The sequence below is a fragment of the Actinomadura latina NBRC 106108 genome (assembly GCF_001552195.1).
Classification (GTDB): Bacteria; Actinomycetota; Actinomycetes; order Streptosporangiales; family Streptosporangiaceae; genus Spirillospora; species Spirillospora latina.
The window spans coordinates 22,057-35,928 of the sequence record NZ_BCQS01000032.1; the positions used below are offsets into that span (position 1 = coordinate 22,057).

Below are 13,872 nucleotides of genomic sequence, written 5' to 3' on the forward strand. Positions count from 1 at the left end.
GGAGTGGCCGCGATCGGCCGCAGCGGTTTATCTGTCCGGTTCGTCCCATTCAGTGGGGAGGGGATAGGCGGCCGGGGCGACCCGCTTGACGATCTCGTTCAGGACGATCCGGACATACGGCTCGCCGACCCAGAGGTGCTTGGCCTTGTCCACCCCGATCACCTCGGCCTGCGGGACGCGCTTGAACCGCTCCCGCGCCTCCGCCGGGCGCAGGTAGTCGTCGAACTCCGGAACGAGCGCCACCAGGGGACGCCCGTCGGCGCCCCACGCGTCCAGGTCGGCGTCCCCGGCCCGCTTCAGCGGCGGCGACAGCAGGATCGCGCCCTCGACCAGCGGGTCGCGTCCCCACTTCAGCGCCAGCTCGGTGCCGAACGACCAGCCGAGCAGCCACGGCCGCGGCAGGTCGTGGTACTCGGTGTACTCCAGCGCCGCCGCCACGTCGAACCGCTCGGTCTCGCCCTCGCCGAACTCGCCCTGGCTCGTGCCGCGCGCCGACGCCGTCCCCCGCGTGTTGAACCGCAGCACGGCGACGCCGGCGAGCGCGGGCAGCCGGTAGGACGCCTTGCGCAGCACGTGGCTGTCCATCATGCCCTCGGCCGTGGGCAGCGGATGCAGGCAGACGAGCGTCGCGACCGGCGGCCGCTCCGGCGGCAGCGCCAGTTCGCCGACCAGCTCCAGCCCGTCCGACGTGTGCAGCGTGATCTCCTCGCGCCGCGCCGGCAGCACCGTCGCCGCCCTGATCTCCGCCATGGGTCTCCTCTCGTTTCGGGGGGCGACCCCCGAGCCCCCAGCGGGGGCAGTGACCGATGTTCTCCGTTGGCTCCGGCCGCCGGTCAATAGCGGGGCGCGTTGCGCGAGCGCAGGACGCGGGGTGCGCGGCGGGTGCGGGCCTGCCAGCAGGGGCGGTGCCAGTGCCGCCGGTCGTCGCCGCCGTCACCGGGCCGCCAGGCGACGACGTGCGCGACGCCGGGCGGGATCTCCTGGTCGCATCCGGGGCACCGGTACGCCTTGGCCGCCCCGGCCCCGGCGATCGACCGGACGATCCACTCGCCGTCCGGGCCCTCCTCGGTCTCCTGAGCCCACGAACCGCCGCCCCCCTTGGGGGGACGTCCGGAAACGGCACGGCGGTTCTTGCGGGGGCTCATGCTCCAAGGATATTTCGAAAGCGGAACTCGTCCGCTGAACGACGGTGGGCGGGGGCCGGAGGACGGTCAGCGCAGCGGGGTCCCCGCGGTCACGTGCTCGACGAGGAGCGGGACCGGGGACAGCGCCGGCTCGCGGGTCTCGGCGTGCAGGGCGCGCAGGACGGCGACGGCGCGGCCCAGGCCGAGGCGGTCGAGGTCGGCGATCGGGCCGGTCGGGTAGCCGCAGCCCAGCGTCATCGCGGCGTCGATCGAGTCGGCGTCGGCGTATCCGGCGCCGAGCATGGCGGCGGCGTCGTTCAGGTACGGGAAGCGCAGCGCGTCCACGATGAAGCCGGCGCGGTCGCGGCAGCGGACCACGGTGAGGCCGAGGCGGGCGAGGAGGGCGGCGGCGCGGGTCGCGACGTCCGGGCCGGTCGCGACCGTGGCGGCGATCTCGGCGAGCGCGCCGGCGGGGTCGGGCAGGTGGAGCCCGACGACGTCGGCGGGACGTCCGGTGGTCATGGCCTGCTCGATCACCGAGCCGCCCACGGACGTGACGGCCAGCACCGCGTCCGGCTTGGCGGCCCGCGCGGCGGCGGGCAGCAGCGCCCGCGCGGCCTCGGCGTCCTCCGCCGCCTCGATGACGATGTCGCAGCCGGCGAGTTCGGCGGCCGAGTCGCGGACCTGGGCGCCCGCGCGGTCGCACAGCGCGGCGAGCGCGTCGGCGAGCGGGCCGACGCCGACGATGCCGACGACCGGGCGGGGACCGTCCTCCGCCGCGACTTCGGCGTCACCGGACGCGTCGTAGGAGTAGAAGCCGCGGCCGGTCTTGCGGCCGAGCAGCCCGGCGGTGACGAGTTCGCGCAGCACCGGGGACGCGGCGTGGCGGCGGTCGCGGGACTCGGCGTAGATCGCGTCCAGCACCTCGAGGCAGGTGTCGAGGCCGATCAGGTCCATGAGGGTGAACGGGCCCATCGGCAGGCCGGCGCCCGCCTTCATCGCGGTGTCGATGTCGTCGCGGGTCGCGTGCCCGGACTCCAGCATCCCGGCGGCCTGGTTCAGGTAGCCGAACAGGAGGCGGTTCGCGACGAACCCGGCGCGGTCGCCGATCATGACCGGGGTCTTGCCGAGGCCCTTCACCAGGGCGGCGACGCGGGCCGCGGCGTCCGGCTCGGTCAGCACGGTCCCGATGACCTCGACCAGCTTCATCACCGGCGCCGGGTTGAAGAAGTGCACACCGACGATCTTGGTGGGGCGGCCGGTGGTGACCGCGATGTCGGTGACCGACAGCGAGGAGGTGTTCGTGGCGAGGACCGCGTCGTCCCGGCAGACCCGGTCCAGCTCGGCGAAGACCTTGCGCTTCAGGTCGAGCCGCTCCGGGACGGCCTCGATGACGAGGTCGCAGTCGCCGAGGTCGGCGAAGTCGGTCGACAGCGCGACCCGGCCGAGGATCTCGCGCTGCGCGTCCTCGGTGAGCCTGCCGCGCTTGACGGCCCGTCCGGTGGAGCCCTCCAGGTGCCCGCGCCCGCGCTCCAGCGCGTCCTGGTTCACCTCGATGCCCACGACCGTGAGGCCGCCGCGCGCCAGCACCTCGGCGATGCCCGCGCCCATCGTGCCCAGTCCGACGACCCCGACCCTGCTGAACGAACCCTCAGTCATGTCCGGCAGTCTTGCAGAGCGCTCGGGCACCACCGCTCCCGGGTACGACGGGGAACGTGCGCCTCGGAATCTTCCTCCTCGCGACCCGTTTCCCCGGCCAGGACGATGCCACCGCCCTCGCTCGCACCGTCGAGGCGGCCGTCGCCGCCGAGCGCGCCGGGTTCGACGACGTGTGGCTGGCCGAGCACCACTTCATGTCGTACGGGGTCGTCCCGTCCGCGACGCTCCTGGCCGGGCATCTCCTCGCGGTCACCGAACGGATCCACGTGGGGACGGCGGTGAGCGTCCTGTCCACCCAGCACCCGGTGGCGCTGGCCGAGCAGGCGGCGATGCTGTCCCTTCTCTCCCGGGGCCGTTTCCGCTTGGGCGTCGGACGCGGCGGCCCGTGGCGGGATCTGGAGGTCTTCGGCACGGGCCTCCCCCGCTACGAGCACGGCTTCGCCGAATCCCTCGACCTTCTCCTTACCTGGCTGCGCTCTGACCGTGTCTCCTGGGAGGGGGAACACTTCCGGTTCCGTGAGGTGCCGGTCGTCCCGCGCGCGCTCGTCCCGCCGCCGGTGACGGTCGCCTGCACCTCCCCCGCCACCGAGAGACTGGCCGCCGAGCGCGGTCTGCCGATGCTTCTCGGCATGCACGTGGACGCGAACGAGAAGGCCGCCGCCGTCGCCCGCCATGGCCGCCCCGACCTCCCGCACATCTCCGCCCACGTCGCCCAGGTCGCCGACACGCGCGAAGAGGCGGTCGAGACCCTGATGACGGAGATGCCCCGCTGGCTCGGCCCCGGCCTGGACGGATACGTCGCGGTGGACGACCGTCCCCGCCCCTCCCGCGACCCGGCCGGCTACGTGCGCCGCATGTGCGACATCCACCCCGTCGGCTCCCCCGACGACTGCGTGGAGTCCCTCCTGGCCATGGTCGGCAGGACGGGCATCAGGCACCTGATCCTGCTGGTCGACGCCGCCGGATCCCGCGAAGCCGCCCTGGGGAACATCGCCCGCCTCGGCAGCGACGTCCTCCCCCGCCTCAGAGCAGCCGCCCCTAGCCGCTGACCTGCGGCGCCTCGCCCTGTGAGCACCCGCACAAGGGCAGCACGCCGCAGGTCGGCGATGGACGGCCAGGGTCGGTGGACGGCCAGGGTCAGCAGTCGCGGAGTTCGGGGGACTGGTTGAGGATCTGCTCGCGGGCCGTCACGAACGTGCGGTAGGCGGAGGAGTCGCCGGCCGGGAACACGGCGACGCGGTGGCAGTTCTGGAAGGCCAGCCTCACGCCGAAGTGGCGCTCCAGGGTGTCGCGCATGGCGTCGCTGGCGAGGACCCGGAGCAGCTGGCCGCGGGCCTGCTCGTCCGGCGGCGGGGTGAGGTTGTCGGCGAAGTCGCCGCCGTCCACCTGGAGCCTGGCCACCAGGCCGCTGATCATGTCCCACGCGTACGGGAGGGACGTTCTGATGCACTCGACGAAGGCGGCGTCGCCGACCTCGCCCTTCTGCGCCGTCTCAAGCAGTTCCGGAGTCACGTCGAGAGACATGCGGGGGTCCTTTCGCCGATGGAGGATGAACACCCACCCGCCGACGCTAATCAGGACGTCCGGAGAATTCCAGGCTTGACAAAGATTTTCATTCCGCTACGGAGCGCCTCCGCGCGGCCCCCCGTCCGTCCGGAGGCCCGTCCGGAGGCCGGGTCAGGGCGCGGGCTCGGCTCCGTGGCGGCGCGGGCGCCGGGCGTCCCGCCGGACGGCGAACCGCTCGGCCCGGTCGGCCCAGTACTCGCGGGCCCGGCGCGCCAGCCGGGCGTCCCGCTCCGCCTCGGCGCGCGTCCGCAGATCGCGGGTGCGCTCGCGCATGATCGCCTGCATGAAATCGTGGTGGTACACGGTGTCTCCCGAATGCTCCGGGCCGCTCGGCACGACCCGACATCCAAAACACTCGTCCTAAGGGACCCGCGCCCACATCGGCAGCACGCCTTATGTGGGCGGGTTCCGGCGTCTTAGGCCCGTCGCGGGAAGCTCAGGGCGGACGTCCGACAGGACCGGCATGATCTCGGCATGCGCCTGAACCGCTCGGCGCCCGGCACTAAGGTGAGGCAGCGTGCGTCTCGTTATCGCCCGCTGCAGTGTCGACTACGCCGGCAAGCTCACCGCCCACCTCCCGATGGCCCCCCGCCTGGTCCTGATCAAGGCGGACGGGAGCGTGAGCATCCATGCCGACGACCGCGCCTTCAAGCCCCTCAACTGGATGAACCCGCCCTGCTCGCTGCGCGAGGAGAGCCACGAGGAGAACGGCGCCGTCGCGCGCTGGACGGTCACGCACGGCAAGTCGGGCGAGCGGCTCATCCTCACCATCGAGGAGATCCTGCACGACACCAGCCACGAGCTGGGCATCGACCCGGGCCTGCAGAAGGACGGCGTCGAGGCGCACCTGCAGGAGCTGCTCGCCGAGCACATCACCACGCTCGGCGACGGCTACACGCTGATCCGCCGGGAGTTCCCCACCGCGATCGGCCCGGTCGACATCCTGTGCCGGGACGCCGACAGCGCCACGGTCGCCATCGAGATCAAGCGGCGCGGCGAGATCGACGGCGTCGAGCAGCTGACCAGGTACCTGGAGCTGCTGAACCGGGATCCGCACCTCGCGCCCGTCCGCGGCGTGTTCGCCGCCCAGGAGATCAAGCCGCAGGCCCGCGTCCTCGCCACCGACCGCGGTATCGACTGCGTGACCCTCGACTACGACGCGCTGCGCGGCATCGAGCACGAGGGCACCCTCTTCTAAGATTTCCCCTCTGCCGGACGCGGCGGGCATCATGGCGGGCATGACGTTTCAAGCCAACGGCAGCTTCGACATCGAGGCGTGGGACGCGGACAAGCCCTACGAGGAGCAGGACGGCGCCAAGCTGACCCGCGTGCACGTCGGCAAGCAGTTCCACGGCGACCTCGTCGGGACGAGCAGTACCGAGCTGATCACCGTGGAGACGCCCGCCGGCCCGGCCGCCTACGTGGGGATCGAGCGGGTCCAGGGCATCCTGCACGGCCGCGAGGGGACGTTCGTGCTCCAGCACAGCGCGGGCAGCGAGGACGGCACGCCCGACACCCAGTGGCTGCGCTGGCTGATCGTCCCCACCTCCGGGACCGGGGAGCTCGCGGGCATCCGCGGGTTCGGCCAGATCACCGTCGCCGACGACGGCTCCCACACCTGGGCGCTGGAGTACACGCTGGCCTGAGAGCCGACGGGCTGCCGGTAATGTGCTGGCATGCCCCCGGTCACCACCGACGCGACGCGCGAGCGGATCATCGACGCGGCCGAAGAGTGCTTCGGCCGCTTCGGCGTCGCGAAGACGACGGTCGAGGACATCGCGGCCGCCGCGCGGCTGTCGCGGGCGACGGTGTACCGCAGCATCACCGGCGGGCGGGACGAGCTGATCCTCGCCGTGGTGGTGCGCGACCTGCACCGGTTCCTGGACCGGCTCGCCGCGCGGCTGCGCCGGGAGCGGTCGGTGCCGGAGGCGATCGTCGAGGGCACGCTGGACGCCATCGAGTACGTCCGCGGCGAGCCCACCATCGCGCACTTCCTCGTGCCGGAGGCGGCGGGCCACATGCAGGCGGCGGTCGCGGGCGGGGCCGAGCACGTGCTCGCGCTCTGCGCCGACTACGTCCGGCCGTCCTTCGAGCAGGCGCAGCGGCAGCGGACGCTGCGCGCCGACATCGAGGTGGAGGGGACGGTCGAGTTCCTCTTCCGGATCATCACCTCGCTGATCGTGATGGACCGGGAACGGGACGCCGACGGGTTGCGCCGCTTCCTGCGCACCTATGTCGTCCCGGTGATCGCGGCACCGTGAGCGGGTGGGTTTCCGAGATGAAGATCGTGCGGGAGAGAGGCCGGAAGCGATGAACGGGACTGCGCACGAGGCGCGCGGGAGCGCGGCCGTCCGGCCGAGCCCGGTGTTCCTCGCGATCGTGGCGGCGACCGTCCTGTGCGGCCTGATCACCTGGCGGTACGGGGAGAACCCGGTCAAGGCGGCGCGTCTCGCGCTGTTCGGGTTCGTCCTGGCGGCGTGGATGCTGTCGCTCTGCATGCACGAGTTCGGGCACGCCTACATGGCGTTCCGGTCGGGCGACCGCAGCATCGTCGCCAAGGGGTACCTCACGCTGAACCCGCTGAAGTACTCCGACGTGGTGCTGAGCTTCGTGATCCCGGTGGTGTTCATCATGCTCGGCGGCATCGGCCTGCCGGGCGGCGCCGTCTGGATCGACCGGCACGCGATCCCGGGCAGGCTGCGGCACAGCCTGATCTCGGCGGCGGGCCCGCTGTCGAACGTCCTGTTCGCGATCATGCTGGCGGTGCTCTACAAGAACTTCGCCCACCAGGACCACGGCGTCTTCTGGCTGGGCGTGGCGTTCCTGGCGTTCCTCCAGGTCACGGCCGCCGTCCTGAACCTGCTGCCGATCCCCGGCCTGGACGGCTTCGGGATCATCGAGCCGTACCTGCCGCGCCGCTGGGTCGACAAGGTGAGCCCCTACGGCGGCTACGTCTTCCTCATCCTGATCGCGCTGCTGTGGCTCGGGCCCATCAACGACGGCTTCTTCACCGTCATCTTCCACATCACGGACGCGCTGGGCCTGGGCGAGATCCCGATCCGCGTCGGGCTGTCGCTCTTCCAGTTCTGGACGAACTGACGCCCCAGGCAGGACCCGGCCGGCTGCCGGACGACGCGGCTCTTCCAGTTCTGGACGAACCGACGCCTCACGGCCCGGCCAGGTGCCGGACGATGCGGCGCAGCTGCTCGGTGTAGCGCTCCCTGAACTCGGGCGACTCCGGGTCGAGGCCGAACACGCGGCGCACCGCGTGCGGCATCGTGACGGGCGCCGCGGTCATCGCCATCAGCACCAGCCGGACCGCGGCCGGGTCCAGGTCGCCGGCCAGCTCGCCCCCGTCGCGGCGCCGTTCGAAGCCGGACAGGTCCTCGCCCTGGCCGGGCGGGTCGCCGCCCGCGTCGCCGGTGAGGCCGCGCCAGGCGCTCAGCCTCGTCCCGCGCGGGTCGTCCAGTATGTGGTGGAGGTACCGGACCGCCACCTCCTCCATGGGGACGGCCGGGTCGTCGAACCCGGCCTTCCGCTCCCCCCAGTGGCGGAGGAGATCGCGGTACAGCCCGTCTTTGCCGCCGAAGTAGTAGTTGATCAGCTGCTTGTTGAGCCCGGCGCGGTCGGCGATGTCCTGGACGCGGGCGCCCGCGTAGCCCTTGGCGGCGAACTCGTCCAGCGCCGCGTCGAGCAGCAGCCGCCGGGACCGGTCGGCGTCGAGTTTGCGCTCGTCGGGGCCGGGGGCACGCCGGCGCCGCGTCTTCGGATCCGTCACGTCTCCCATGGTAACCGGACGTGTGACGACTTCATCCATCTGACTGTTTGACAAGTTCATCCGTTTAGTTGAACCTGGACGCATGTTCCTCATCACCGGAGCCACCGGAAACGTCGGACGCCACCTCGTCGGCGAGCTGCTCACCGCGGGCGCCAAGGTACGGGCGCTGACCCGCGACCCCGCCACCGCTCGCCTGCCGAGCGAGGCCGAGGTCGCGCGCACCGACACGATGCCGCTGGACGGCGTCACCGCGATCTTCCTGAACCCGGCCGTGTTCTGGGGCGCCGCGGACGGCGTGCCGGGGCTGGTGTCCCGCGCGGCCGGCCACGGCGTCCGGCGCGTCGTCATGCTGTCGTCGGCCGCCGCGCTGGACGACGACCCGTCCAACGAGCTGGCCGTGCACCACCTGGAGATGGAGCGGGCGATCGAGGCGTCCGGGCTGGAGTGGACGTTCGCCCGCCCCGGCGAGTTCGCGGCGAACGCGCTGGCCTGGCGGGAGGAGATCCGCACCGGCGCCGCCGTCCGCGGCCCCTACGCGGCGGCGCGCAGCAACCCGATCCACGAGCGCGACATCGCGGCCGTCGCGGCGAGGGCGCTGCTCACCGACGGGCTCGTCGGCGCCAAGCCCGTGCTGACCGGCCCCGACTCGCTCACGCATCCGGACATGGTGCGGCTCGTCGGGCGGGCGATCGGACGTCCGGCCCGCTTCGAGGAGATCAGCCCGGCGGAGGCGCGCCGGCAGATGCTCGCGCGGCCCTACATGCGGGAGGGGCTGGTGGACACCCTGCTCCGGCAGCGCGCCCGCGCGGTCGACCGCCGCGCCGAGCCGTCCCCGGAGGTCGAGCGCATCACCGGGCGGCGCCCCCGGACGTTCGCGGAATGGGCCGCCGACCACGCCGACGACTTCCGCTGAGCCGCGGGGGCGGGCCCGCGGGGGCGGGCCCGCGCGGCCCCGCCCCTACTCGCGGTCGTCCATGGCCTTGATCTCTCCGAGGGCCCAGTCGAACCAGTCGCGGCGCATCGCCATGAACCGCTTGCCGTACTCCATGGCCAGCCGCCCGTAGACGGACAGGTCGTCGCCGCCCCAGTGGATGTTCTTCTCCAGGGCGTGCAGATCGTCGAGGCGCCGGTCCAGCTCCCCCACGTGGCGGCGCAGGTAGGCCTGCGCCTCGGCGGGGTCGACCAGGCCGAGGAAGAAGACCCGCAGCAGGGCGTCGTCGCGGCGGGCGGCCTTCGGTTCGACGTCCACGAGCCAGCGGTGCAGCTCGGCGCGGCCGGGCTCGGTGATCCGGTACTCCTTGCGGCCGCGCGGCCCCTCCTCGGCCACCTCGATCAGCCCGGCCTCGGTGAGCTTGCCCAGCTCTCCGTAGAGCTGGCTCTGCCGGGCCGGCCAGACGTTCCCGAGCGAGATCTCGAACATCTTCAGCAGGTCGTATCCGCTGGCGCCGTCCATCTCGGCGATGAGCCCGAGCACCGCATGTCGCACACTCATACCGCGATCTTACCCCTCTGTATTGACATGTCCAAAGTGGAGTATCTATGTTCGACATGTCAAAGTTGGAATGTGAGACGAGGGGCTCCCCCGGCCATGCCGAAGTACTACGCCAGAACCTTCCTCCCATGGATCGTGCTCGCGGTCGTGAGCAGCTTCGACACCCAGGCCGGCGCCGTGGCCGGGCTCGTCGCGGCGGTCGCGCTTCTCGGCCAGGACCTGCGCCGGGGCAACAGCGCCGACGCGCTGGTCCTGGAGATCTCCACCTCGGCGTTCATGGCACTGCTCACCGCGCTGGCATTCACCATGCCCGGCTCGTCCGTCCTGGACTACGGCGCCTCCCTCGCGATCGGCTGGCTGGCCGCCACCGCGTGGGGGACGCTCCTGCTCCGCCGCCCGTTCACCGAGGGCATCGCGCGCCGCCAGGTCCCGGCGGAGATCGCCGCCACCGGCCTGTTCCGGCGCGTCAACCGCGTGATCACCGCGGTCTGGGCGGCGAGCTTCACCGCGCTGGCGGCCGCGCTCGGCCTCGTCCAGCACTGGGACCCGGACGACACCGCGCTTCTCGTCGCGGTCAAGGTCGCCGGGTTCACGGTCCCGGCCGTGTTCACCGCCCGCTATCCCGGCCTCGCACGGAAGCGGCACCTCGCCGGCTCCGGCCTGCCGTTTCCCGAGGCGTCCACCGCCGAACCCGAGTCCGCACCCCGCTGATCCGTTCCGCCCGTCCCGCCGTGCCGCAAGGAGGACACCGATGAGCGAGCACACCGACGAACGTCCCGCCGCCTGGATGGCCGGCCCTCTCGCCCCCGTCCCGGACGAGACCGACGCCTACAACCTGCGCGTCACCGGCACGCTGCCGGCCGAGCTGACCGGCCGGTACTTCCGCAACGGGCCGAACCCGAAGCCCGGCGAGCCGAGCCGGCACTGGTTCACCGGCCACGGGATGATCCACGGCATCAGGCTGCGGGAAGGGCGCGCCGAGTGGTACCGCAACCGCTGGGTCCGGACCGACGCGTTCACCGAGGGGAGGCCGTTCGTCCGCGACGACCTCACCTTCGACCGGCGCGCCGTGCAGGCCAACACGCACGTCGTCCCGCACGCGGGCAGGATCTGGGCGCTGGTGGAGAGCGGCCTCCCGTACGAGATGACGCCGGAGCTGGAGACCGCCGGCCCGTGCGACTTCGGCGGGCGGCTGACCACCGCGATGACCGCGCACCCCAAGGAGGACCCGGTCACCGGCGACCTGCTGTTCTTCGGCTACGGGGCGCTCCCGCCCCACCTGACCTACCACCGGCTGTCCGCGGACGGGACGCTGGTGGAGAGCCGCGAGGTCGAGGTGCCCGGTCCGACGATGATGCACGACTTCGCGATCACCGAGCACCATGTGGTCTGGCTCGACCTGCCGGTGGTGTTCGACCTGGACCTGGCGCTGTCCGGCACGTCCGGCATGCCCTACCGCTGGGACGACGGGTACGGGGCCCGGCTCGGCGTGATGCCGCGGAACGGGCACGGCGACGTCCAGTGGTTCGACGTCGACCCGTGCTACGTGTTCCACGTCGGCAACGCGCACGAGGACGCCGCCGGGCGGATCGTGCTGGACGGGGCGCGCTACCGTCCCGAGGTCTTCGCGTCGCTGTGGGGCGGGATCGGCGGCATCGGCACCCCCGCGACCGGCCCGATGCGGGTGGAGAGGGCCCGCCTGCACCGCTGGATCCTGGACCCCGCCACCGGGAAGGCGGCCGAGGAGCCGCTCGACGACCGGGACGTGGAGTTCCCGACCCACGACGACACCCGGACCGGCCTGGAGCACCGCTATCTCTACACGGTCGCCGGGAGCTCGATCGTGAAGTACGACCTGCGCGGGACGTCGTCCTCGCGCGACTGCGGGTCCGGCGCGCACGTCGGTGAGGCGGTCTTCGTCCCGGCGTCGGGCGCCCGCGCGGAGGACGCGGGCTGGCTGCTGTCGGTCGTGTCCGGCGACGCCGGATCCGAGCTGCTCGTCCTGGACGCCTCCGACCTGTCGCACACCGCGACCGTCCAGTTGCCGCGGCGCGTTCCGGCCGGATTCCACGGAAGCTGGATCCCCGACTGCCGGACTGGGGCTTAGGGTGGTTTACTAGCCGGTACACAGCGCAAGTACCCACTTACCAGGCTCCTCCCGGGAGGTTCCTCATGTCCGTGGCCACGGAGAGCACCGAGACGTTCGCGTCCCTGAACCCGGCCACCGGCGAGGTGGTCGCCGAGCATCCCGTCCAGGACGGCGCCGCCGTCGCGGCGGCGGTCGAACGCGCCCGGGAGGCCGCCGAGTGGTGGCGGGCCCTCGGCTGGAAGGAGCGCCGGCTCCGGCTGCTCAACGTCAAGGGCTCGCTCGCGCGGAACCTGAACCGGATGGCCGAGCTCATCCACCAGGAGACCGGCAAGCCGGTGCAGGACGCCCAGCTTGAGACGATCATGGCGATCACCCACCTGGACTGGGCCGCCCGCAACGCGCAGAAGGTCCTCGGGCCGCGCACCGTCTACCCCGGCCTGATGGCCGTCAACCAGAAGTGCGTCCTGGAGTACCAGCCGCTCGGCGTCGTCGGCGTCATCGGGCCGTGGAACTACCCGATCTTCACCCCGATGGGCTCGATCGGCTACGCGCTCGCCGCCGGGAACGCCGTTGTATTCAAGCCGTCCGAGTTCACCCCGGGCGTCGGCGCGCTCCTCGCCGAGCTGTTCGCCGCGGTGATCCCCGAGCACCCCGTCCTGCAGACGGTCACCGGCCTCGGCGACACCGGCGCGGCGCTCGCCGCCAACCCGCACGTCGACAAGATCGCCTTCACCGGCTCGGCCCGCACCGCCAAGCGCGTCATGGCGGCCTGCGCCGAGAACCTCACCCCGATCGTCGCCGAGTGCGGCGGCAAGGACGCCTGCATCGTCGACTCCGACGCCGACCTCGACGCCGCCGCCGACGCCGCGCTGTGGGGCGCCATGTCGAACGCCGGCCAGACCTGCATCGGCGTCGAGCGCATCTACGTCGTGGACGACGCGTACGACAAGTTCCTCGGCAAGCTCACCGAGAAGGCCGCCGAGCTGCGTCCCGGCTTCGACCGCGAGGCCGCCTACGGCCCGATCACCATGCCGTCGCAGCTCGACATCATCGAACGGCACATCAAGGACGCCCTCGACAAGGGCGCCAAGGCGGTCGTCGGCGGCGCCGAGTCCGTCCGCAAGCCCTACGTCGAGCCGGTCGTCCTCGCCAACGTGCCGGACGACTCGTCCGCCGTCTGCGAGGAGACGTTCGGCCCGACGATCACCGTCCACCGGGTCAAGGACCTCGACGAGGCCGTCGACAAGGCCAACCGGACCAGCTACGGGCTCGCCGGGACGATCTTCTCCGGGAACAGGTCCCGCGCCCTGGACGTCGCCCGCCGGATGCGGTCCGGCATGACGTCGATCAACGCCTTCGCCGCCTTCGCGAGCGTCGCCGCGCTGCCGTTCGGCGGCGTCGGCGAGTCCGGGTTCGGCCGCATCCACGGCGCGGACGGCCTGCGCGAGTTCGCCCGCTCCAAGGCCATCACCCGGCAGCGGTTCGCCACGATGAACCTCACCTCGTTCGGCCGCACCGAGAAGGAGATGGCCCGCGTCCTCGGCCTGATCAACATGATCCACGGCCGCCGCTACAAGCGCTGACCCGCCGGCACCCGAGCAGGCGCGCCCCCGGCCCGGTCGGGGGCGCCCGCCTAGACTCGAAACCATGACATCCGGGACGTTCGGCGCACCCGTGCGCAGCCGCCTCCAGATGGCCCTGGGCACGCCTCCCCCGCCGCCGCGCGGCCCGCGCCCGTTCGCCGACGCCGACGTCCCGGCGCTCGCCGCCGCCATGTGGGCCGCCTACCGCGGCACCCCCGACGAGGGCGACGTCGGCGACCTGCCGGGCGCAGCACGCGAGATCCAGCTCACCATGAACGGCGAATACGGGACGTTCCTCCGCGACGCCTCATTCGTCGCCGACCACGAAGACCGTCCCGTAAGCGCCGCCCTGGTCACCCTCTACAAGGACACACCGCTCCTGGCGTTCCTCTTCACGGCCCCGTCCCACGCCGGGCAGGGCTTCGGCCGAGCATTGATCCAAGCGGCCATGCACGCCCTCGCCGCCCAGGGCCACGACACCCTCTCCCTCGCCGTGACCCGCCGCAACCGGCGTGCCCGCCGCCTCTACGACCACCTAGGCTTCATCGAGATCGCCTGAGCCCGGCCGGAGACCGTCCGGC

Annotated in this window: 17 protein-coding genes; 10 read left to right on the forward strand and 7 right to left on the reverse strand. The window is 72.4% G+C overall.

Annotation, left to right across the window (positions count from 1 at the left end; genetic code table 11):
* Positions 1-27 precede the first annotated feature (27 nt).
* The 3 genes from AL2_RS30300 to AL2_RS30310 form a co-directional block, all read right to left on the reverse strand.
* On the reverse strand, positions 28-750 hold the full coding sequence (locus AL2_RS30300; protein ID WP_067639663.1) for an alpha/beta hydrolase: 723 nt from the start codon (positions 748-750) through the stop codon (positions 28-30).
* Between the two features lie 83 nt (positions 751-833).
* On the reverse strand, positions 834-1,145 hold the full coding sequence (locus AL2_RS30305) for an Rv1322 family protein (protein WP_067639665.1): 312 nt from the start codon (positions 1,143-1,145) through the stop codon (positions 834-836).
* Positions 1,146-1,211: 66 nt separating this feature from the next.
* Positions 1,212-2,783: a 3-hydroxyacyl-CoA dehydrogenase family protein gene (locus AL2_RS30310; protein ID WP_067639667.1), complete on the reverse strand. Its 1,572-nt coding sequence runs from the start codon at positions 2,781-2,783 to the stop codon at positions 1,212-1,214.
* Positions 2,784-2,839: 56 nt separating this feature from the next.
* On the opposite strand from AL2_RS30310, the gene AL2_RS30315 reads away from it, so the two are divergent.
* On the forward strand, positions 2,840-3,832 hold the full coding sequence (locus AL2_RS30315; RefSeq protein ID WP_067639684.1) for an LLM class flavin-dependent oxidoreductase: 993 nt from the start codon (positions 2,840-2,842) through the stop codon (positions 3,830-3,832).
* Between the two features lie 88 nt (positions 3,833-3,920).
* Here AL2_RS30315 and AL2_RS30320 read toward each other — a convergent pair whose 3' ends face one another.
* Together AL2_RS30320 and AL2_RS30325 are read right to left on the reverse strand one after the other, a co-directional pair.
* Positions 3,921-4,307, reverse strand: coding sequence for an SCO5389 family protein (locus AL2_RS30320; protein ID WP_067639686.1), 387 nt, complete (start codon positions 4,305-4,307; stop codon positions 3,921-3,923).
* 153 nt (positions 4,308-4,460) lie between these two features.
* Positions 4,461-4,652 (reverse strand): hypothetical protein, encoded by a 192-nt coding sequence (locus AL2_RS30325; protein ID WP_157438450.1) that lies wholly within the window; start codon positions 4,650-4,652, stop codon positions 4,461-4,463.
* 214 nt (positions 4,653-4,866) lie between these two features.
* On the opposite strand from AL2_RS30325, the gene nucS reads away from it, so the two are divergent.
* From nucS to AL2_RS30345, 4 genes are read left to right on the forward strand one after another with little or no spacing between them, the layout of a single operon-like run.
* Positions 4,867-5,547, forward strand: coding sequence for an endonuclease NucS (gene nucS, locus AL2_RS30330; protein ID WP_067639690.1), 681 nt, complete (start codon positions 4,867-4,869; stop codon positions 5,545-5,547).
* A 40-nt stretch (positions 5,548-5,587) separates the two neighbouring features.
* Positions 5,588-5,995, forward strand: coding sequence for a DUF3224 domain-containing protein (locus AL2_RS30335; RefSeq protein ID WP_067639826.1), 408 nt, complete (start codon positions 5,588-5,590; stop codon positions 5,993-5,995).
* 30 nt (positions 5,996-6,025) lie between these two features.
* Positions 6,026-6,610 (forward strand): TetR/AcrR family transcriptional regulator, encoded by a 585-nt coding sequence (locus tag AL2_RS30340; RefSeq protein WP_067639692.1) that lies wholly within the window; start codon positions 6,026-6,028, stop codon positions 6,608-6,610.
* Positions 6,611-6,659: 49 nt separating this feature from the next.
* A complete protein-coding gene (locus tag AL2_RS30345; RefSeq protein WP_067639695.1) occupies positions 6,660-7,448 on the forward strand; it encodes a site-2 protease family protein in 789 nt (262 codons plus the stop codon).
* Between the two features lie 67 nt (positions 7,449-7,515).
* On the opposite strand, the gene AL2_RS30350 is transcribed toward AL2_RS30345, so the two are convergent.
* Positions 7,516-8,127, reverse strand: coding sequence for a TetR/AcrR family transcriptional regulator (locus AL2_RS30350; RefSeq protein WP_245667039.1), 612 nt, complete (start codon positions 8,125-8,127; stop codon positions 7,516-7,518).
* Between the two features lie 82 nt (positions 8,128-8,209).
* Between AL2_RS30350 and AL2_RS30355 the strand changes: the two genes are divergently transcribed.
* Positions 8,210-9,040, forward strand: a complete 831-nt coding sequence (locus AL2_RS30355) for an NAD(P)H-binding protein (protein WP_067639698.1) — start codon at positions 8,210-8,212, stop codon at positions 9,038-9,040.
* A 45-nt stretch (positions 9,041-9,085) separates the two neighbouring features.
* On the opposite strand, the gene AL2_RS30360 is transcribed toward AL2_RS30355, so the two are convergent.
* Complete coding sequence (locus AL2_RS30360; protein ID WP_067639700.1) at positions 9,086-9,619, reverse strand: PadR family transcriptional regulator; 534 nt, start codon at positions 9,617-9,619, stop codon at positions 9,086-9,088.
* A gap of 96 nt (positions 9,620-9,715) precedes the next feature.
* On the opposite strand from AL2_RS30360, the gene AL2_RS30365 reads away from it, so the two are divergent.
* The 4 genes from AL2_RS30365 (at position 9,716) to AL2_RS30380 (ending at position 13,850) form a co-directional block, all read left to right on the forward strand.
* Positions 9,716-10,330, forward strand: coding sequence for a hypothetical protein (locus AL2_RS30365; RefSeq protein WP_067639701.1), 615 nt, complete (start codon positions 9,716-9,718; stop codon positions 10,328-10,330).
* A 40-nt stretch (positions 10,331-10,370) separates the two neighbouring features.
* A complete protein-coding gene (locus tag AL2_RS30370) occupies positions 10,371-11,726 on the forward strand; it encodes a carotenoid oxygenase family protein (protein WP_067639702.1) in 1,356 nt (451 codons plus the stop codon).
* 65 nt (positions 11,727-11,791) lie between these two features.
* A complete protein-coding gene (locus tag AL2_RS30375) occupies positions 11,792-13,291 on the forward strand; it encodes an aldehyde dehydrogenase family protein (protein WP_067639703.1) in 1,500 nt (499 codons plus the stop codon).
* A 64-nt stretch (positions 13,292-13,355) separates the two neighbouring features.
* Positions 13,356-13,850 (forward strand): GNAT family N-acetyltransferase, encoded by a 495-nt coding sequence (locus AL2_RS30380; protein WP_083947045.1) that lies wholly within the window; start codon positions 13,356-13,358, stop codon positions 13,848-13,850.
* Positions 13,851-13,872 lie beyond the last annotated feature (22 nt).